Genomic DNA, 17,491 nt, shown 5'->3' with positions numbered 1-17,491 from the left:
GTGCCCACGTTGACGTGAGGCTTGGTGCGGGTGAATTTACCTTTTGCCATTTTTCGACTCCGAAAAAAACGTTTTCAACGTATGCAGATGGGTTGCAAAGCTGCCGTTGCAACCCCCAAAAACTGGTGCCCTTTGCGGGAATCGGACCCGCGACCTCTCCCTTACCAAGGGAGTGCTCTACCACTGAGCCAAAAGGGCTTTTGTAACAAAGTTACGAATTCACATCGCCTCAACAACGAACCGGGTCTCTGGAGCGGGAGACGGGAATCGAACCCGCGTCATCAGCTTGGAAGGCTGGGGTTCTACCATTGAACTACTCCCGCATCGGGGGCACTTCAAGGCACCCAAAGCGCTAGATCCAATCGCTCTTAGAAACCAAATTCATCGCTGGTGGAGAGGGCTGGATTCGAACCAGCGTACTCGTAAGAGGGCAGATTTACAGTCTGCTGCCATTAACCACTCGGCCACCTCTCCGGCGAACCTCGAAATATAGCACGGTTTTGTGACTACCCGGAAACCCATGCATCAACGAAGATGCAGGAAAACCGCTCGAGGCGTTAGCCCACGATTATCGCCTAAGTTTTCACCCCGCCGACTGCTGCGCCTCACGCCAGGCACGGGCTTCGCCAAAATGGCCGCAGCCGATGAACGGCACGGGCGGCCTCAGGGCCGATAGAGGCGACGGATGATTCGACATCAGCACCTTATGTCGCCCAACATCGATCAACGCCCGCTTACTTTGCGCGTGCGAACCCCAGAGCATAAAAACAACAGGTTTTTCTCCACCTGAAACATGGCGGATGACGGCATCCGTCAGCACCTCCCAGCCCTTGCCCGCGTGGCTGGCGGGCTGGGCCTCCTCGACCGTCAGGCAGGTGTTGAGCAGCAGCACGCCGTGCGTCGCCCACTTCACCAGGCTGCCGCCCGGATTGGGGAATGCAGGGGGCGGCGTGCCGAGGTCACGCTGCAGTTCCTTGAAGATGTTGCGCAGCGACGGCGGCAGCGCCACCCCGGGCGCCACCGAGAACGCCAGCCCCTCGGCCTGCCCGCGCCCGTGATACGGGTCCTGACCCAGGATGACCACGCGCACGTCCTCCGGCGGCGTGAGCTCCAGCGCCCGCAGCGGCTGCGGCGGGAAGATCACCGCGCCAGCATCGAGCCGCTCGCGCAAAAAGCCCTGCAGCTTCTGCCCCACCGCGCTGGCAAAGAAATCATCGACCAACGACTGCCAGCCCGGCGCCACGGGCCAGTCGGCGGGATCGCTGCTCGACAGCTGATCGGGCCGGCTCATTTGAACAAGGCAGCGAGGGCCTCGCCGGGTTCCTTGGCACGCATGAAGGCCTCGCCGACCAGGAAGGCGTTGACGCCTGCGGCGCGCAGCGTGGCCACGTCCTCGCGCGTGCCGATGCCCGACTCCGTCACTGGCAGGCGGTCATTCGGCAGCCTGGGCAGCAGGTCGATGGTCGCCTGGATCGACACCTCGAAGTTGCGCAGATTGCGGTTGTTGACGCCGATCAGCGCCGTCCTGAGCTTCAGCGCGCGGTCGAGTTCGGCCGCGTCGTGCACCTCCACCAGCACCGCCATGTCCAGCCCGCGCGCGATGGCTTCGTAGTCCTTCATCTGTGCGTCGTCGAGGCATGCGGCGATCAGCAGGATCGCATCGGCGCCCATCGCGCGCGATTCGTACACCTGGTATTCATCGACGATGAAATCCTTGCGCAGCACCGGCAGGTCGCACGAGGCACGCGCCTGCTTGAGATAGTCGACGCCGCCCTGGAAGAACTGCTTGTCGGTCAATACCGAGAGGCAAGCCGCACTGACCGTGCCGTCGCCCTCCGCATAGCTCTGCGCGATGTCGGCCGGAATGAAGTCCGCGCGCAGCACGCCCTTGCTCGGGCTGGCCTTCTTGACTTCGGCAATCACCGCAGCGTGGCCCGCGGCGATCTTGGCGCGCAAGGCGGCTTCGAAATCACGCGTGAGCATGCGGCTCTCCGCGTCGAAGCGCACGGCTTCGAGCGACGCGCGCTTGCGGGCCGCGGCGACCTCCTGGTGCTTGACGGCAACGATCTTGTCGAGGATGTCGGACATGGGGTTCCTGGTGCTCCCGGTTTCTCTGTGTTCAGACGGTGGCGGATGCCTTGACCAGCTCCGCGAGCTTGGCCTTGGCGGCACCCGACGCGATGGCGGCACGCGAACGCTCGACGCCCGCGGCCACTGAATCGACCACGTTGGCCGCGTACAGCGCGGCGCCGGCGTTCAGCAGCACGATGTCCAGCGCGGGGCCGGCCTGATTGTCGAGCACACCCAGCAGCATGGCCTTCGACTGCTCCGGCGTTTCCACGCGCAGCGCGCGGTTGCTCGACATCGCGAAGCCGAAATCCTCGGGATGCAGTTCGTACTCGCGGATCTCGCCGTCCTTCAGTTCGCCCACCATGGTGGCCGCGCCGAGCGAAATCTCGTCCATGCCGTCGCGGCCGTAGACCACCATCGCATGCTCGGTGCCCAGGCGCTGCAGCGCGCGCACCTGGATGCCCACGAGGTCGGGGTGGAACACGCCCATCAGGATGTTCGGCGCGCCGGCCGGATTGGTCAGCGGCCCGAGGATGTTGAAGATCGTCTTGATGCCGAGCTCCTTGCGCACCGGCGCGACGTTCTTCATCGCGGGATGGTGGTTCGGCGCGAACATGAAGCCGATGCCGCACTCCTCGATGGAGCGCGCGATCTGCTCGGGCTTCAGGTTGATGTTCACGCCCAGCGACTCCAGCACGTCGGCGCTGCCCGACTTGCTCGACACGCTGCGCCCGCCGTGCTTGCTCACCTTGGCGCCCGCGGCGGCGGCCACGAACATCGAGCAGGTCGAGATGTTGAAGGTGTGCGAGCCGTCGCCACCGGTGCCGACGATGTCGACGAGGTTCGTCGTATCGATCACCGGCACCTTGGTCGACACCTCGCGCATCACCTGCGCGGCGGCGGTGATCTCGCCGATGGTTTCCTTCTTCACGCGCAGGCCGATGATCAGCGCGGCCATCATCACCGGCGAGCACTCGCCGCTCATGATGAGGCGCACGATGTGCAGCATCTCGTCGTGGAAGACTTCGCGGTGTTCGATGGTGCGCTGCAGCGCTTCCTGGGGGGTGATCATGGAAAGTCTCCTCGGGGTGAATCAGCGGCCGACGCGAACGGCGGGCGCATCGGTGAACGCAAGCTTGAGGCCGAAGCCGATGAACAGCACGCCGGCGGCGCGGTCGAGCCAGTGCATGCCCTTCTGAACGGCGCTGCGGCGCGCCATCCAGCCCGCGGCGACGGCCCAGCCGATGTTCACGGGGATGGCGTTGACGTTGAACAGCACACCCAGCAGCACGAAGCAGAGCGCCGTGTTGCCGGCGCCGGGCGCGATGAATTGCGGCACGAAGGCCAGGAAGAAAAGCGCGACCTTGGGGTTGAGCACGTTGGTCCAGAAGCCGCCCAGGAAGATCGCCTTCAGGCTGCGCTCGCCGGCCGCCGCCGCCTCGGCCCGCAGGTCGGCCGGCGGCTTCGCGCGCGACAGCAACATGCGCACGCCGAGGTACAGCAGGTACGCCGCGCCGATGTACTTGAGCACCGTGAAGGCGGTGGCCGACGTCGCCATCAGCGTGCCGACGCCCACGGCGGCGGCGAAGATGTGGACGAAGCAGCCCGCCGTGATGCCAAGCCCCGCCATGATGCCGGCGCGCACGCCGGAGCGCAGCGAGTGGGTCACGACGTACAGCACGTCGGGCCCCGGTGTCAGGTTGAGCAGCCAGCCGGCGGCGATGAAGGCGAGCAGATGAGGAAGATCGGGCATCTCGCTCCCCCGGGGCTCAGGCGTTGAAGAATCCGCGAATCGCCTTGACCGCGCGGTCGACGCCGGCGGCATCGACGTCGAGGTGCGTCACGAAGCGCAGCCGGTAGAGCCCCGTCGCAAGAATGCCCTGCTGGTTCAGGCTCGCGAGCAGCTCCGCGGATCGCGCCTGCGCGGCACCTGCGAGATCGACGAACACGATGTTGGTGTGCGGCGCCTCGACCTTCAGACCCTCGATGCCCTCGAGCCCCTGTGCGAGCCGCTGCGCCAGCGCATGGTCGTCGGCCAGGCGGTCGATGTGATGGTCGAGCGCATGCGATGCCGCCGCCGCCAGCAGGCCGGCCTGCCGCATGCCGCCGCCCGCCATCTTGCGAACGCGGTGCGCACGCGCGATGAACTCGCGCGAGCCCACCAGCGCCGAGCCGATGGGCGCGCCCAGGCCCTTGCTGAAGCACACCGACACGCTGTCGAAGCACTGCGCGATGCGGCGGGCTTCCGCGCGGATGTCGCTGCGCTCGTTCAACGCAGCCTGCGCGGTCGCCGCGTTGAAGAGCCGTGCGCCGTCCAGATGCCGCTGCAGCCCCTTGCTCTTCGCCAGCTCGGTCGCAGCCTGCACGTACTCGAAGGGCAGCAGCTTGCCGCCCAGCGTGTTCTCCAGCGCCAGCAGCCGCGTGCGCGCGAAGTGCGCGTCGTCGGGCTTGACGGCGGCCTCGATCTGCGCGAGCGGCAGCGTGCCGTCGGGCGCATGGTCGAGCGGCTGCGGCTGCACGCTGCCGAACACCGCCGCGCCGCCGCCTTCCCAGCGGTAGCAATGCGCCTGCTGGCCGACGATGTATTCGTCGCCCCGGCCGCAGTGCGAAAGGATCGCGCAGAGGTTGCTCTGCGTGCCGGTCGGCACGAACAGCGCGGCCTCAAAGCCGAGCATGGCGGCGATCTTTTCCTGCAGCGCGTTCACGCTCGGATCGGTGCCGAAGACGTCGTCGCCCAGCGGCGCCGCCATCATGGCCTCGCGCATCGCGGGCGTGGGTTGGGTGACGGTGTCGCTGCGCAGGTCGACGAGGTGGGTGCGGTCGGTCATGGTGGCTCAGTCCAGGAAGTTCTTGAGCATGGCGTGGCCGTGCTCCGTCAGGATGGATTCGGGGTGGAACTGCACGCCTTCGATGCGCACGTCGTGCGCGAATCCGGTGTGCCGCACCCCCATGATCTCGCCGTCGTCGGTCCAGGCGGTGACAGCCAGCGCCTTGGGACAACTCTCGCGCTCGATGGACAGCGAGTGATAGCGGTTGACGACGAACTTCTGCGGCAGCCCCGCGAACACGCCTTCCTGCGTGGTCGTGATCTCGCTGGTCTTGCCGTGCATCAGCTGCTGCGCGCGCACGATCTTGCCGCCGAAGGCCGCGCCGATGGCCTGGTGCCCCAGGCACACGCCCAGAATGGGCAGCTTGCCCGCGAAGGCCTCGATGGCGGCCACCGACACGCCCGCCTCCGCCGGCGAACACGGCCCGGGCGACACCACCAGCCGCGTCACGCCGGAGGCGATGAGTTCGCCGATCTGCGCCACGGTGATCTCGTCGTTGCGGTGCACCTGCACGTCCGCGCCCAGCTCGCCGAAGTACTGGACGATGTTGTAGGTGAAGCTGTCGTAGTTGTCGATCATCAGCAGTTTCATGGCTTGCTCACAATCCGGTGGACGCCCTTGACGACGGGGAACACGTTGAAGTTGATCAGCAGGCCCAGCTTGAGGCCCGACAGCCGCAGCGCGGCCAGCACCTGCGCGCGATGCAGGTCGGTCAGCACGTCGACCGCCTTGAGCTCCACGATGACCGACTGCTCGATCACGAAGCCCGCGCGGTAGACCTCGCCCAGCGAGCGGCCCTTGTAGCTGGCCGACAGCGCCACGTCGCGCGTGAAGCCGATCTCGCGCTCGGCCAGCTCGATGGCCAGCGCCGCGGCATAGGCGGCTTCGTCGAGCCCCGTGCCGAGCACGCGCTGCACCTCGACGGCGGCGCCGATGATCTCGTGCGAGAAGTCGTTCTGAATATCCGGTGCGTTGCTCATCATTCCAGGCCTTCCTCGACCAGTTCGGCGGCGCGCAGGAGTGCGCGCGCCTTGGCTTCCGTTTCCTTCCACTCGAGCTCGGGCACCGAGTCGGCCACCACGCCGGCCGCGGCCTGCACGTGCAGCATCTGGTCCTTCACGATGCCGGTGCGGATGGCGATGGCCACGTCCATGTCGCCCGCATAGCTGATGTAGCCGCAGGCGCCGCCGTAGAGGCCGCGCTTGGTGGGCTCCAGCTGGTCGATCAGCTCCATCGCATGCACCTTGGGCGCGCCGGTCAGCGTGCCGGCCGGGAAGGTGGCCTTGAGCACGTCGATGGCGGTCATGCCGTCCTTCAGCGTGCCTTCGACGTTGCTCACGATGTGCATCACGTGGCTGTAGCGCTCCACCGCGAAGGCTTCGGTCACCTTCACGGTGCCGGTCTTGGCGATGCGGCCGATGTCGTTGCGCGCGAGGTCGATCAGCATCACGTGCTCGGCGCGCTCCTTCGGGTCGTTGATGAGCTCCACCTCGGCGGCCTTGTCCAGCTCGATCGACGCGCCGCGCGGACGCGTGCCGGCCAGCGGGCGGATGGTGATCTTCTGCTCGCCCTCGCCCGTGTTCTCCTGGCGCACCAGGATTTCGGGCGACGCGCCCACCACGTGGAAGTCGCCCAGGTTGTAGTAATACATGTAGGGCGAAGGGTTCAGCGAGCGCAGCGCGCGGTACAGCGACAGCGGCGACTCGGTGTAGCGCTTGCTGATGCGCTGTCCCACCTGCACCTGCATGAAGTCGCCGGCGGCGATCATTTCCTTGGCGCGCTCCACGGCCGCAAGGTAGTCGGCCTTGGCGAAGCTGCGCTCGGGCGGATGCGGCTGCGTGGGCTTCACGATGGGGGCGCTCACCGAGTACTTGAGCTTTTCCTTGAGCTCCCTCAAGCGGCGCTTGCCCACTGCATAGGCCTCGGGCTGCTTCGGATCGGCATAGACGATGAGGTACAGCTTGCCCGAGAGGTTGTCGATGACGGCCAGTTCCTCGCACTGCAGTAGCAGGATGTCGGGGCAGCCCAGTGTGTCGGGCGGGCAGCTTTTTTCGAGCTTGCGCTCGATGTGGCGCACGGTGTCGTAGCCGAAATAGCCGGCAAGGCCGCCGCAGAAGCGGGGAAGGCCCGGGCGCAGCGCCACCTTGAAACGCTTCTGGTACTCGGCGACGAAGTCGAGCGGATTGCCCTTGACGGTCTCGACCACCTGCCCGTCGGTCACCACCTCGGTGGCGGCCTCGGCGCCGAAGCCGCTGGCGCGCAGCAAGGTCCTTGCGGGCAATCCGATGAAGCTGTAGCGCCCGAAGCGCTCGCCGCCCACCACGGATTCGAGCAGGAAGCTGTGCTTGCCGCCGCCTTGCGAATGGGCGAGCTTGAGATAGAGGGAAAGAGGCGTCTCGAGGTCGGCGAAGGCCTCGGCCATCAGCGGAATGCGGTTGTAGCCCTGGGCGCTGAGGCTCTTGAATTCAAGTTCGGTGATCACGGGTTCGTTCTCCAATTGCCAGCCGGCGCTCCTTTGGCCGGGGGCAAGGTCATTCACGGGTGGTCCGGCGTCGTCGAGTATGTGTCGATCCGGAACCGCGGGCGCACGGCGTGCGCCGTGCAATCAAACAGTCAGCGAAGTATGGCTACGCCAGGGCCAGGCTCCCCGGCTGCCTTCACCTGTTTGATTGATGTGATGAACGAACATGGAAGGCAGAGTTTAGCCCACGAAAACGCCGGTTCGCACAACAACGGCCGCTTCGGCGCGGCTTCAGGGTTCATCCCGAGGTTGCCCATAAAACGAAAAGATACATTCGCACGACCGTTCGCAAAATACCGAGGAGACCTCCCGTGCCAGCTTTTTCGCTCCCGACCGTGTTCTCCCGGCTCACCCTGGCGGCCTGTCTTGCCGCTGCCGCGTCCGGTGCCGCGGCGGCCCAGGTCGATGTGGCCGGCGTCAAGCTCGAAGACCGCATGGACCTGCATGGCAGTGCGCTGCAGCTCAACGGCGCGGGCATTCGCTACAAGGCCATCTTCAAGGTCTATACGGCGGGGCTGTACGTGGGCAAGAAGGTGTCGACGCCGGAAGAGGCGCTGGCCGCGCCGGGTCCCAAGCGAGTGGCCATCACCATGCTGCGCGACATCGACGCGAACGAACTCGGCAAGCTCTTTACCAAGGGCGTGGAAGAGAACTCGCCCAAGAGCGAAATGGTCAACCTCATTCCAGGCCTGCTGCGCATGGGCCAGATGTTCGCGGACCAGAAGCAGTTGAAGACCGGCGACACCTTCAACATCGACTGGGTGCCAGGCACGGGCACCGTGATCACCGTGCGCGGCGTGCCTCAGCCCGACCCGGTGAAGGAGCCGGCCTTCTTCAACGCCCTGCTGCGCATCTGGCTGGGGCCGAACCCGGCGGACTGGAAGCTGAAGGACGCGCTGCTCGGCAAGCAGTAGCCGAACAGCTCAGGTCAGGCGGCCGCGAGTTCGGCCAGCGAATCCACGAAGCCGTCGGCATCCACCGCCCGCACCGGCTCGCCGTGGTTGTAGCCGTAGGTCACGAGCACCACGGGGCAGCCGGCGGCGCGCGCGGCACGCGCGTCGTTGCTCGAATCGCCCACCATCAGCGTGCGCGCGGGCGCCGTGCCCAGCGCCTCGCAGGTCTTCAGCAGCGGCAGCGGATCGGGCTTCTTGCGCTCGAAGGCGTCCCCGCCGAACACCAGCTCGAAGAACCCGTCGAGCCCCTTCTCGGCCAGCAGCGGCTTCGCGAACGACGTCGGCTTGTTCGTGAGGCACGCCAGCCGCAGGCCCTGCGCGCGCAGGGCCTTCAGGCCGTCGATCACGCCCGCGTACACGGCCGAGTGCTGGCCGTTCACCGCCAGGTAGTGGTGCTGATAGCGCTCCCAGGCACGCTCGAACAATGCGCGCGCCCTGGCGTCGGCAGCGTCGCCTTCGGTCGGCGCCATCACGTGCACGAGCGCGGAATGGATCAGGTGCTCCGACCCCTTGCCCACCATGCGCTCGATCGCAGCCGGCTCGACCGCCGGCAGGGAAAGATCGGCAAGCATGCGGTTCAGCGACGCGGCGAAGTCGCCGAGCGTGTCGACCATGGTGCCGTCGAGGTCGACGATGGCGGCGTCGAAGCGGTTGGGGTGGAAGCTGATGGAGTTCAAGACAGATCGATCGAGTTGCGGGAGGAACGGCGGGCAAAACATAGCAGACCCGGGCGCGAGTCGCGCCGTCTCTCTCAGTCGCCGCCGTCCCGCGCGGCGAGCCTTGCCACCTCGCGATCGAAGACCTCGTACTGTCCGTCGCAGAAAAGCTCGCAGAGGCGATCGACCTCCGCGCGGCTGCACTCGTCCACGACCGCCGCGTCCTGCTCCGGCTTCGCCTTGCCGAAGAAGCCCTTGCGCATCTGGATCGACACCGACTGCAGCTGGTAGCTGCGGTTGCGTTCGTCGCCCAGCGCCGAGATCCAGAGCTCCCGCTGGTCGGGCTCGTTCTGCAGCACCAGCGTCGGCAGCGGGCCGTCCTGCTGCTCGTCCCACAGCGCGAGCTGCTCGGTCCAAGGGAAGGCGTCGATGGCGGCCATGAAGGCGATCAGGTTCGTCTCTCCCTGCGGGTCCGTCTGCTTGTAGTCGTAGCCGACTCTCTGGATTGCGTAAGTCAACATGGTGCGTGGATCGGCGAATGCCGGGGTGTTGGTGAGAGCGCCATTCTGTGGCCGCGGGGGGCACGATGCCGGCACGCGGGGATAATGGCCGCCCGATGATCGTCCGACCCCGCCCTCATTGGCTGCGCATGCTCTTCGTGTGGCGCGGCTCGGTCCTGCCGGACATCGTGCCGCAGCTGCTGTGGACCACCGCCTTCGCGGTGCTGGTGACGGTACTGCACGGGCGGCTTTTTCAATGGAAGGTGCCGCTCAACTTCGTGCCCTTCTCGCTCATCGGCCTCACGCTGGCGATCTTCCTGGGCTTCAGGAACAGCACGAGCTATTCGCGCTACTGGGAAGCCCGCACGCTGTGGGGCACCCTGCTCAATGAAACGCGCTCGCTGGTGCGCCAGGCGCTGACCCTGGGCGACTCTGACTCCCACTCCGACTCCACCGCGCACGCCGGCGTGGCCGCCGCTCGCCTCATCGCCTTCGTGCATGCGCTGCGCCATCAGCTGCGGGGCACCGATCCCTGCGCCGACCTCGCACGCCTGCTGCCGCCGGAAGACTGCGAGCGCCTGCGCGCGGCGCGCTTCAAGCCGGCCATGCTGCTGCTCATGGTCGGCGAATGGCTGCGCGACCAGCGCAGGAGCGGCCGGCTCGACCCGATGCTCGCGCAGGCCATGGAAGTACCGCTGGGGCGGCTGACGGAGGCACTGGGCGGCTGCGAACGCATTGCGAGCACGCCGATCCCCTTCACCTATTCCGTCATCATCCACCGCACCATCTATCTCTACTGCGTGCTGCTGCCCTTCGGCCTCGTGGACGCCATCGGCGCAATGACGCCGGTGGTGGTCGCGTTCGTCGCATACACCTTCTTCGCACTCGAGGCACTGGGCGCCGAGATCGAGGAACCCTTCGGCACCCAGCCCAACGACCTGGCCCTGGACGCCATGTCCCGCATGATCGAAGCCACACTGCGCGAGATGATGGGCGAGCCCCGAGCGCCGGAAACCACCGACGCGCGAACCGTTGGTTACATCCAGACCTGAAGAAGCTTAAGAAGCATTCCGGAAACTTTTCGGGGCTTTCGGACACCTACGTTCCGGCGCTGTCTTTCGCGAACGCGCAAGACAGCCATTCATTCAATGTCTGTATTCCAGACACATCCATGAGGAACACTCCATGCGTCTGACGACGAAGGGCGGCTTCGCCGTGACGGCCATGATCGATGTCGCGCTGCGCGAGCAGGCCGGCCCCGTGGCCCTGGCGTCGATCGCCAAGCGCCAACATATTGCCCGCTCGTCGCTGGAGGCACTCTTCAGCAAGCTGCGCCAGCATGCGCTGGTGAAGGCGACGCGAGGCCCGGGCGGCGGCTACACGCTGGCGCGCAAGGCATCTGAGATCACCGTTGCGGACATCCTGTTCTCGGTCGACGGCCAGGCCGCACCAGAGGCCGAAGCCGCACCGCCGCGCGACAAGGCCGGCAACGGCGCCGCAGACGGCGAATCCGGCTGCTACTCGACCGACGCGCTCTGGGCATCCGCCAACCACCACGTGATGGAGTTCCTCGACTCCGTCACGCTGCAGAGCCTGGTCGACGACCAGTTGGCCAAGGGCGTGCGCGTCGAAGAGGAAGCCCCCCGCAAGAAAGAACCGCAGCCGCGCCCCGTGCCCAGCCTGCGCCACGTGAACGCACCCAACTCCGTGTTCGCTTGGAGCGGCGTGTTCGCCAAGCGCTGACCGGCACCGCTCCCGCCCCGCCGGCGGGCGGTCAGCGCAGCGTGGCATGCGGATGCAGCGGATGCGCCAGCGTGTCCGCGATGAGCCGCAGCGCCTGATCGCACTGCTCGCGCGACATCGGCCCGCCCAGGCAGATGCGCACCGCGTCGGGCGGATCGCCGTCGGTGGAAAAGGCCGCGCTCGCCACCACGCCCACGTTCTGCGTGCGCAGGTAGGACGCAAACTCCACCGGACTCCAGCCCGGCGTGAGCGGCAGCCATGCATGGAACCCCTCCGGATGCGCCTGCAGCCCATTCGCGCCCAGGTAGCGCGTGGCCAGCACCTGCCGCGCCATCGACTCCGCGCGCACCGCCTGCAGCATTTCTTCCGCGGTGCCGTCTTCCACCCACAGCGTGGTCAGCGCATTGGTGATGGGTGAGGCCATCACCGTGGTCGCGCGCATTGCGCCGGCCAGCCGCTGCGACTGCACCACCGTCGGCGAGCACACATATGCGCTGCGCAGCCCCGCGCCGAAGCATTTCGAGAACCCGCTCACGTAGTAGGTGAGCCCCGGCGCCAGCGTGGCCAGCGCCGCTGGCACCTGGCGCGGCAGCATGCCGTAGGCGTCGTCCTCGATGATCGGCACCGCGTAGCGCAGCGCCACGTCCGCGAGCGCCTCGCGACGGGCGCGCGATACCGTGGCGGCGGTCGGATTCAGCAGCGTCGGGTTGCAGTACAGCGCCTTGGGCTTGAGCGTCCTGCAGGCGTGCTCGAAGGCATCGGCAATCGGGCCGTCGTCGTCCATCTGCAGCGCATGCAGCTGCACGCCCAACTGCGCCGCGATGGCCTTCACGCCGGGGTACGTGAGCGACTCCACGCACACCAGCTCGCCCGGCCGCGCAAGCTGCGAGAACAGCGCCGTCAGCACGCCGTGGATGCCCGGGCACACCAGGATGCGGTCGACGCTCGCATCGGGCACGAAGGGCCGCAGCCAGTGCATGGCGGCGGCGCGGTCGTGCGCGGTGCCGCCGAAGTCCTGGTAGCGCAGCAGGTCGTGGAAGTCGGCCTGCGCGAAAGCCCGGCTCGCGCTGTCGTGCAGCCGCGCCATCAGGTGCTCGTCGTCGGGCTCGGGCGGCATGTTCATCGTCATCTCCGCGCCGCTGCCGCCGCGCAGCCGCAGGCTCGGGCTGCCCGAGCGGATGAAGGTGCCCGTGCCCGCGCGCGAATCGATCAGCCCGCGCTTGCGCGCCTCGGCATAGCCGCGCGCCACGGTCGTGTAGTTCAGCTCCAGGTCGGCCGCCAGTTCGCGCAGCGTGGGCAGCCGGTCGCGCACGCCGAGTCGCCCGGTCTTGATGTCGTCAGCGATCAGCTCGGCCAGTTGCAGGTAGGCCGGGCGGGCGCTGTTGCGCAGTTGCCTGCGCCAGTGGGCGGTGATGGTGGTCATCGGGGGGCTCCGGCGAAGTTGATCGCATTCATTGATTGCATCCGGCCACCGATCAACACGCAGGATTCGCGCCCGCCCCAGAGGACCCGGATGCTTCGATCAGGTGCGATCAACCCCATTGATCGGGTGCATTGATCGCACGGCGCATGCGTCTTGCCGGTGCGCGGCGAGCCGCCCGGCCCGGCCGCCGGCCCGCCTTTGCACAGGCCGGAAAAATTTTTTGCGGCTCGCGGCCCGCGCCGCTGCGCGTTGATCGCGACTTGATTGCACGCAGCCGCGCGAACGCTGGCACATCGCCTGCGAAGAGGAAGGCACGCAAGACCTGCGTGTCCAACCACCCAACCGGAGTCCCCCATGCCCAAAGTCACCCGCCCCCGCAACGAAAAAGGCGAGTACCTCGTCGACTACGAAGAGAAGGTGTTCGAAGACGTCAAGGCCGAGCCCGGCGAGAAGGCGCTCGTCACCTTCCACACCGTGGCCTTCGAAGGCTCCATCGGCTTCGTCAACCTGCTGCAGGCCACGCGGCTGCGGCGCAAGGGCTACGAGACCTCGGTCCTGCTGTACGGCCCCGGCGTCACGCTGGGCGTGCAGCGCGGCTTTCCCACGCTGGGCGACGAGGCCTTCCCGGGCCACCAGAACTTCAACAAGCAGATCGTCAAGTTCATGGAGGAAGGCGGCAAGGTCTACGCCTGCCGCTTCGCGCTGCAGGCGCTGTACGGCCACGGCGAAGGCGCGCTGATCGAAGGCATCACGCCGATCAACCCGCTCGACGTGCTCGACCTCGTGCTGCTGCACAAGAAGGCCGGCGCGGTCATCCTCGACACCTGGACCCTGTGAGCGAAGGCGCGGCGATGGCATCCACACCCACCACCGTTCGGGCGGCGGCGATCCAGATCGCACCCGACTTCGAGCGGCCCGACGGCACGCTGGAGCGCGTGTGCAGCGCCATCGACGCGGCCGCTGCCAGGGGCGCGCAGCTCGCGGTCTTTCCCGAGACCTTCGTGCCCTACTACCCCTACTTCAGCTTCGTGCTGCCGCCGGTGCTGCAGGGCGCGCCGCACCTGCGGCTGGCGGAGCGCGCGGTGGTCGTGCCCGGCCCGGTCACGCAGGCCGTGGCGGAGCGGGCCCGCGCACGGAACTTGGTGGTCGTGCTCGGCGTGAACGAGCGCGACCACGGCAGCCTCTACAACACGCAGCTGGTGTTCGACGCCGACGGCACGCTAGTGCTCAAGCGCCGCAAGATCACGCCGACCTATCACGAGCGCATGGTCTGGGGCATGGGCGACGGCGCGGGCCTGAAGGTGGTCGACACCGCCGTGGGCCGCGTCGGCGCGCTGGCCTGCTGGGAGCACTACAACCCGCTCGCGCGCTACGCGCTGATGGCGCAGCACGAGCAGATCCACTGCGCGCAGTTCCCCGGCTCGCTGGTCGGCCCGATCTTCGCGGAGCAGATGGAAGTGACCATCCGCCACCACGCGCTGGAGTCGGGCTGCTTCGTGGTCAACGCCACCGGCTGGCTCACCGACGAGCAGATCCGCTCGGTCACGCCCGACGCGCAACTGCAGAAGGCGCTGCGCGGCGGCTGCCACACGGCCATCGTCTCGCCCGAGGGCAAGCACCTCGCGCCGCCGCTCACCGAGGGCGAAGGCATGGTGGTGGCCGACCTCGACATGGCGCTGATCGCCAAGCGCAAGCGAATGATGGATTCGGTCGGCCACTACGCGCGGCCCGAGCTGCTGTCGCTCGCCCTCAACGACCGGCCGGCGCAGACCACCGTGCCCATGCACCTCACGCAACCTTTCGCCCAACGGAGCCCCGACCATGACCACGACACCCATCACGACGCAGCAGCAGGACAGCCGGCAACTGATGACCGAGCTCCAGTCCTTCGGGTTGCGGCTGGTTGATCCTTCGGCCGGCGTCTCGAGCCGCCGCGGCGGCGCGGGCCCTTCGGACCACAAGGCCGTGACCGTCGACGGCCACACGATCATGGTGCCGGTGCACACGTCCACCGCCTGGCACTCGCCCTTCACCGCCGAGGCGCCGGACGCGAGCGGCATGAGCCGCGTGATGCGCGGCAGCATTCCCATCGCAAGCATCAGCTTTCCGAGGCAGCCGCGCTTCTACGCCATGCAGACCTTCGACGGCGTGCCCTACTCGCACATCGCCACGCTGCACGGCAGCGACGTGCTGGCCACCACCGTGCTGCAGACCTGCATCCGCTACGAGAGCCGCAGGAAGAGCTGCAAGTTCTGCGCGATCGGCCAGTCGCTCGCGGCCGGCCGCACCGTCGCGCGCAAGACGCCCGAGCAGCTCGCCGAAGTGGCGCGCGCCGCCGTGCTGCTCGACGGCGTGAAGCACATGGTGATGACCACCGGCACGCCCAACGCCACCGACCGCGGCGCGGCCGTGCTGTGCGAGAGCGCCTTCGCCATCAAGGCCGCGGTCGACATCCCCATCCAGGGCCAGTGCGAGCCGCCCGACGACGACCAGTGGTTCCACCGCATGAAGGCCGCCGGCATCGACACGCTGGGCATGCACCTCGAAGTGGTCACGCCCGAGGTGCGCGAACGCATCATGCCGGGCAAGGCCAGCGTGCCCATCTCGCGCTACATGAGCGCCTTCGAGGCGGCCGTGGGCGTGTTCGGGCGCGGGCAGGTCAGCACCTACATCCTGGCCGGGCTGGGCGACACGCGGGAAGCCATCCTCGACACCTGCGACCAGCTGCTGGCGCGCGGCGTGTATCCCTTTGTCGTGCCCTTCGTGCCGATCAGCGGCACGCCGCTGGAAGACCATCCGGCCCCCACGCCCGAGTTCATGAAGTCGCTGCTCGCGCCGCTGGGCGAACGCGTGGTGGCCGCCGGCCTGCGCTCGGCCGACATCAAGGCCGGCTGCGGCAAGTGCGGCGCGTGCTCGTCGCTGTCGATCTACGAAAAAGAAAGCGAAGGCTGACCATGCTGTGCATCGACGACCTCTGCGAGATGGCGGACCACTACGCGCCCGCCGAATACCTCGTGCGCGAAGCCGCCCAGCAATGGGAGCGCGACGAAGCCATGGCGCTGCGCCGCGCGGTTTTCTGCATCGAGCAGGGCATCTTCGCGCGCGACGACCGCGACGCCATCGACGACCACGCGCGCCTGCTGGTCGCCATGTCGTGCAACGGCGGCATGCCAGAGCAGGTGGTGGGCACGGTGCGCATCCATCGCGGTGAGGCCGAAGGCGAATGGTGGGGCTCGCGGCTGGCCGTGCACCCCGCCTTCCGCAGCCAGGGGCACCTGGGCGCGACGCTGATCCGGCTGGCCGTATCGCGCGCCCATGCGCTGGGCTGCGAGACCTATTTCGCGCAGGTGCAGATGCAGAACGTGCCGCTGTTCAACAAGCTCGGCTGGACGACGCTGGAGGAGACCAGCGTGCACGGCCGCCCGCATGCGCGCATGCAGGCCGACCTCGCGTGGTATCCGCCTTGCCACGATCCCGTCAGCGGCTTCGTCACGCGCGCCAGGGTGGCGGCATGACGCAGCATGTCCACGACATCGCCGAAGCCCTGCGCGCCACGCGCGGCTTCGCCCACAAGCGCGACATCAGCGACGTGGTGTCGGCGCTGGGCCGTTCGCTGCCCGGCGGCCATGCGGCGCTCGCGCAGGCCGTGCCCATCGGCGACGACTGCGCGGCCATACCCGACGGCCACGGCGGCTACCTGCTGTTCGCCATCGAAGGCCTGGTCGAAGACTTCATCGTGCGCATGCCGTGGTTTGCCGGCTACTGCGGCGTGATGGTCAACGTGAGCGACATCTACGCCATGGGCGGACGCCCCACCGCCGTGGTCGATGCGTTGTGGAGCACCGGCATGAGCCCCGCCGACGACGTGCTGCGCGGCATGGCCGAGGCAGCCGTGCGCTACGGCGTGCCCATCGTCGGCGGCCACAGCAACAACCGCAGCGAGCGGCCGCAACTGGCGGTGGCCATCCTCGGCCATGCGCGCCGGCTGCTCACCAGCTTCGACGCCATGCCGGGGCATCTGCTGGTGATGGCCACCGACCTGCGCGGCGCCTACGAAGAGCCTTTTCCGTACTGGAACGCCTCGACCCGCGCGCCCGCCGCGCGGCTGCGCGCCGACCTCGAGTTGCTGCCGGCCATTGCCGAAGACGGCCTGTGCGGTGCCGGCAAGGACATCAGCATGGCCGGTGCCGTGGGCACGGCCATGATGCTGCTCGAATGCTCCGGCGTGGGCGCGCGCATCGACCTCGACGCGCTGCCCCGGCCCGACGGCGTGCCGCTGCTGCGCTGGCTCTCGTCGTTCCCGAGCTACGGCTTCGTGCTCAGCGTGGCGCCCGCGCAGGTGGCCTCGGTGCTGGCGCGCTTTGCCGCGCGCGACATCGCCTGCGGCGTGATCGGCGAGGTCAATGCCACGCGGCAGGTTCGCCTGCGCGCCGGTGGCGAAGAGGCGCTGCTGTGGGACTTCGGCAGCGACGCCTTCATCCAGCCGCCCAGCCTGCAAGCGGAGGCCGCCGCATGCCCGTGACCCACTTCAGCGTGCGCTGGCCCGACGCCAGCGAAACGCGCTGCTACTCGCCCTCCAGCGTGGTGCGGGAGCACCTGGCACCCGGCGAGCGCTATGCCCTCGCCGACTTCATGCAACGCACACGCGAGGCATTGGGCCAGGCCTCCGAACGGGTTCGCGCGAAGTACGGCTTTGCATGTTCGCAGGCGATGGACCAGCTCGCGGACATCGAGCAGACCGCCGCGCGCTTCGCCGCCACCGCGGACGCCCACGTCACCGTCGTCGCCATCGACTGA

The 17,491-nt window shown here is 67.8% G+C and carries 20 protein-coding genes and 3 tRNA genes; 9 read left to right on the top strand and 14 right to left on the bottom strand.

The genetic code is table 11. From position 1 onward, the window contains the following. Window positions 1-123: 123 nt before the first annotated feature. The 11 genes from QRN67_RS18950 to trpE form a co-directional block, all read right to left on the bottom strand. Window positions 124-198: transfer RNA gene (locus QRN67_RS18950), tRNA-Thr, on the bottom strand. Between the two features lie 51 nt (window positions 199-249). Then, window positions 250-323: transfer RNA gene (locus tag QRN67_RS18945), tRNA-Gly, on the bottom strand. A gap of 65 nt (window positions 324-388) precedes the next feature. Further along, window positions 389-474: transfer RNA gene (locus tag QRN67_RS18940), tRNA-Tyr, on the bottom strand. 109 nt (window positions 475-583) lie between these two features. Continuing rightward, window positions 584-1,291: a uracil-DNA glycosylase gene (locus QRN67_RS18935; protein ID WP_285413102.1), complete on the bottom strand. Its 708-nt coding sequence runs from the start codon at window positions 1,289-1,291 to the stop codon at window positions 584-586. Further along, complete coding sequence (gene trpC / locus QRN67_RS18930) at window positions 1,288-2,088, bottom strand: indole-3-glycerol phosphate synthase TrpC (protein ID WP_285413101.1); 801 nt, start codon at window positions 2,086-2,088, stop codon at window positions 1,288-1,290. The genes QRN67_RS18935 and trpC overlap by 4 nt, the downstream gene beginning before the upstream one ends. Before the next feature lie 31 nt (window positions 2,089-2,119). Then, entirely contained in the window at window positions 2,120-3,142 is a 1,023-nt protein-coding gene (gene trpD, locus QRN67_RS18925) for an anthranilate phosphoribosyltransferase (RefSeq protein ID WP_285413099.1), read from the bottom strand. A 21-nt stretch (window positions 3,143-3,163) separates the two neighbouring features. Then, the gene (locus tag QRN67_RS18920) at window positions 3,164-3,823 is read right to left on the bottom strand and encodes a LysE family translocator (RefSeq protein WP_285413098.1); all 660 of its coding nucleotides are present in this window, start codon (window positions 3,821-3,823) and stop codon (window positions 3,164-3,166) included. Window positions 3,824-3,839: 16 nt separating this feature from the next. Next, a complete protein-coding gene (gene ltaE, locus QRN67_RS18915; RefSeq protein WP_285413097.1) occupies window positions 3,840-4,898 on the bottom strand; it encodes a low-specificity L-threonine aldolase in 1,059 nt (352 codons plus the stop codon). A 6-nt stretch (window positions 4,899-4,904) separates the two neighbouring features. Further along, on the bottom strand, window positions 4,905-5,489 hold the full coding sequence (locus QRN67_RS18910; protein ID WP_081268451.1) for an aminodeoxychorismate/anthranilate synthase component II: 585 nt from the start codon (window positions 5,487-5,489) through the stop codon (window positions 4,905-4,907). Continuing rightward, the gene (locus QRN67_RS18905) at window positions 5,486-5,878 is read right to left on the bottom strand and encodes a GxxExxY protein (RefSeq protein ID WP_106937579.1); all 393 of its coding nucleotides are present in this window, start codon (window positions 5,876-5,878) and stop codon (window positions 5,486-5,488) included. Before QRN67_RS18905 ends, QRN67_RS18910 begins: the two co-directional genes overlap by 4 nt. Further along, on the bottom strand, window positions 5,878-7,380 hold the full coding sequence (trpE, locus tag QRN67_RS18900) for an anthranilate synthase component I (RefSeq protein ID WP_285413095.1): 1,503 nt from the start codon (window positions 7,378-7,380) through the stop codon (window positions 5,878-5,880). Before trpE ends, QRN67_RS18905 begins: the two co-directional genes overlap by 1 nt. A 350-nt stretch (window positions 7,381-7,730) precedes the next feature. Here trpE and QRN67_RS18895 point away from each other — a divergent pair, with 350 nt between their 5' ends. Beyond that, window positions 7,731-8,333: a chalcone isomerase family protein gene (locus tag QRN67_RS18895; protein ID WP_285413094.1), complete on the top strand. Its 603-nt coding sequence runs from the start codon at window positions 7,731-7,733 to the stop codon at window positions 8,331-8,333. Between the two features lie 14 nt (window positions 8,334-8,347). Here QRN67_RS18895 and QRN67_RS18890 read toward each other — a convergent pair whose 3' ends face one another. Both QRN67_RS18890 and QRN67_RS18885 read right to left on the bottom strand, forming a co-directional pair. Continuing rightward, window positions 8,348-9,049, bottom strand: a complete 702-nt coding sequence (locus QRN67_RS18890) for a phosphoglycolate phosphatase (RefSeq protein WP_285413093.1) — start codon at window positions 9,047-9,049, stop codon at window positions 8,348-8,350. Between the two features lie 74 nt (window positions 9,050-9,123). Further along, window positions 9,124-9,549, bottom strand: coding sequence for a hypothetical protein (locus QRN67_RS18885; protein WP_106935881.1), 426 nt, complete (start codon window positions 9,547-9,549; stop codon window positions 9,124-9,126). A 95-nt stretch (window positions 9,550-9,644) separates the two neighbouring features. Between QRN67_RS18885 and QRN67_RS18880 the strand changes: the two genes are divergently transcribed. Continuing rightward, window positions 9,645-10,580, top strand: a complete 936-nt coding sequence (locus QRN67_RS18880) for a bestrophin family protein (RefSeq protein ID WP_205367762.1) — start codon at window positions 9,645-9,647, stop codon at window positions 10,578-10,580. Window positions 10,581-10,713: 133 nt separating this feature from the next. Beyond that, window positions 10,714-11,271 carry an Rrf2 family transcriptional regulator gene (locus QRN67_RS18875; protein WP_081268456.1) on the top strand — a complete coding sequence of 186 codons (558 nt, stop codon included), beginning with the start codon at window positions 10,714-10,716 and terminating at the stop codon, window positions 11,269-11,271. A 31-nt stretch (window positions 11,272-11,302) separates the two neighbouring features. Here QRN67_RS18875 and QRN67_RS18870 read toward each other — a convergent pair whose 3' ends face one another. After that, window positions 11,303-12,694, bottom strand: a complete 1,392-nt coding sequence (locus tag QRN67_RS18870) for an aminotransferase-like domain-containing protein (protein WP_285413092.1) — start codon at window positions 12,692-12,694, stop codon at window positions 11,303-11,305. 354 nt (window positions 12,695-13,048) lie between these two features. On the opposite strand from QRN67_RS18870, the gene QRN67_RS18865 reads away from it, so the two are divergent. From QRN67_RS18865 to QRN67_RS18840, 6 genes are read left to right on the top strand one after another with little or no spacing between them, the layout of a single operon-like run. Next, on the top strand, window positions 13,049-13,531 hold the full coding sequence (locus QRN67_RS18865) for an MSMEG_0572/Sll0783 family nitrogen starvation response protein (RefSeq protein WP_081268458.1): 483 nt from the start codon (window positions 13,049-13,051) through the stop codon (window positions 13,529-13,531). 14 nt (window positions 13,532-13,545) lie between these two features. Next, window positions 13,546-14,601: a Nit6803 family nitrilase gene (locus QRN67_RS18860; RefSeq protein WP_285413091.1), complete on the top strand. Its 1,056-nt coding sequence runs from the start codon at window positions 13,546-13,548 to the stop codon at window positions 14,599-14,601. Beyond that, entirely contained in the window at window positions 14,564-15,646 is a 1,083-nt protein-coding gene (locus tag QRN67_RS18855; RefSeq protein ID WP_285413103.1) for an MSMEG_0568 family radical SAM protein, read from the top strand. Before QRN67_RS18860 ends, QRN67_RS18855 begins: the two co-directional genes overlap by 38 nt. A gap of 2 nt (window positions 15,647-15,648) precedes the next feature. Then, entirely contained in the window at window positions 15,649-16,209 is a 561-nt protein-coding gene (locus QRN67_RS18850) for an MSMEG_0567/Sll0786 family nitrogen starvation N-acetyltransferase (protein ID WP_285413090.1), read from the top strand. Beyond that, window positions 16,206-17,216, top strand: coding sequence for a sll0787 family AIR synthase-like protein (locus QRN67_RS18845; RefSeq protein WP_285413088.1), 1,011 nt, complete (start codon window positions 16,206-16,208; stop codon window positions 17,214-17,216). Before QRN67_RS18850 ends, QRN67_RS18845 begins: the two co-directional genes overlap by 4 nt. After that, on the top strand, window positions 17,207-17,491 hold the full coding sequence (locus tag QRN67_RS18840) for an MSMEG_0570 family nitrogen starvation response protein (RefSeq protein ID WP_285413087.1): 285 nt from the start codon (window positions 17,207-17,209) through the stop codon (window positions 17,489-17,491). The genes QRN67_RS18845 and QRN67_RS18840 overlap by 10 nt, the downstream gene beginning before the upstream one ends.

This window comes from Variovorax sp. efr-133-TYG-130 (genome assembly GCF_030208835.1).
GTDB lineage: Bacteria > Pseudomonadota > Gammaproteobacteria > Burkholderiales > Burkholderiaceae_C > Variovorax.
Note: the sequence above shows the minus strand (reverse complement) of the source record. Positions and strands in the feature narration are given on the sequence as shown.

Excerpts from the sequence above, each read along its gene's own strand:
- QRN67_RS18935 (WP_285413102.1), bottom strand. The coding sequence starts at position 1,291 with ATGAGCCGGCCCGATCAGCTGTCGAGCAGCGATCCCGCCGACTGGCCC.
- trpC (WP_285413101.1), bottom strand. The coding sequence starts at position 2,088 with ATGTCCGACATCCTCGACAAGATCGTTGCCGTCAAGCACCAGGAGGTC.
- trpD (WP_285413099.1), bottom strand. The coding sequence starts at position 3,142 with ATGATCACCCCCCAGGAAGCGCTGCAGCGCACCATCGAACACCGCGAA.
- QRN67_RS18920 (WP_285413098.1), bottom strand. The coding sequence starts at position 3,823 with ATGCCCGATCTTCCTCATCTGCTCGCCTTCATCGCCGCCGGCTGGCTG.
- ltaE (WP_285413097.1), bottom strand. The coding sequence starts at position 4,898 with ATGACCGACCGCACCCACCTCGTCGACCTGCGCAGCGACACCGTCACC.
- QRN67_RS18910 (WP_081268451.1), bottom strand. The coding sequence starts at position 5,489 with ATGAAACTGCTGATGATCGACAACTACGACAGCTTCACCTACAACATC.
- QRN67_RS18905 (WP_106937579.1), bottom strand. The coding sequence starts at position 5,878 with ATGAGCAACGCACCGGATATTCAGAACGACTTCTCGCACGAGATCATC.
- QRN67_RS18885 (WP_106935881.1), bottom strand. The coding sequence starts at position 9,549 with ATGTTGACTTACGCAATCCAGAGAGTCGGCTACGACTACAAGCAGACG.
- QRN67_RS18880 (WP_205367762.1), top strand. The coding sequence starts at position 9,645 with ATGATCGTCCGACCCCGCCCTCATTGGCTGCGCATGCTCTTCGTGTGG.
- QRN67_RS18875 (WP_081268456.1), top strand. The coding sequence starts at position 10,714 with ATGCGTCTGACGACGAAGGGCGGCTTCGCCGTGACGGCCATGATCGAT.
- QRN67_RS18870 (WP_285413092.1), bottom strand. The coding sequence starts at position 12,694 with ATGACCACCATCACCGCCCACTGGCGCAGGCAACTGCGCAACAGCGCC.
- QRN67_RS18865 (WP_081268458.1), top strand. The coding sequence starts at position 13,049 with ATGCCCAAAGTCACCCGCCCCCGCAACGAAAAAGGCGAGTACCTCGTC.
- QRN67_RS18860 (WP_285413091.1), top strand. The coding sequence starts at position 13,546 with ATGGCATCCACACCCACCACCGTTCGGGCGGCGGCGATCCAGATCGCA.
- QRN67_RS18855 (WP_285413103.1), top strand. The coding sequence starts at position 14,564 with ATGACCGAGCTCCAGTCCTTCGGGTTGCGGCTGGTTGATCCTTCGGCC.
- QRN67_RS18850 (WP_285413090.1), top strand. The coding sequence starts at position 15,649 with ATGCTGTGCATCGACGACCTCTGCGAGATGGCGGACCACTACGCGCCC.
- QRN67_RS18845 (WP_285413088.1), top strand. The coding sequence starts at position 16,206 with ATGACGCAGCATGTCCACGACATCGCCGAAGCCCTGCGCGCCACGCGC.
- QRN67_RS18840 (WP_285413087.1), top strand. The coding sequence starts at position 17,207 with ATGCCCGTGACCCACTTCAGCGTGCGCTGGCCCGACGCCAGCGAAACG.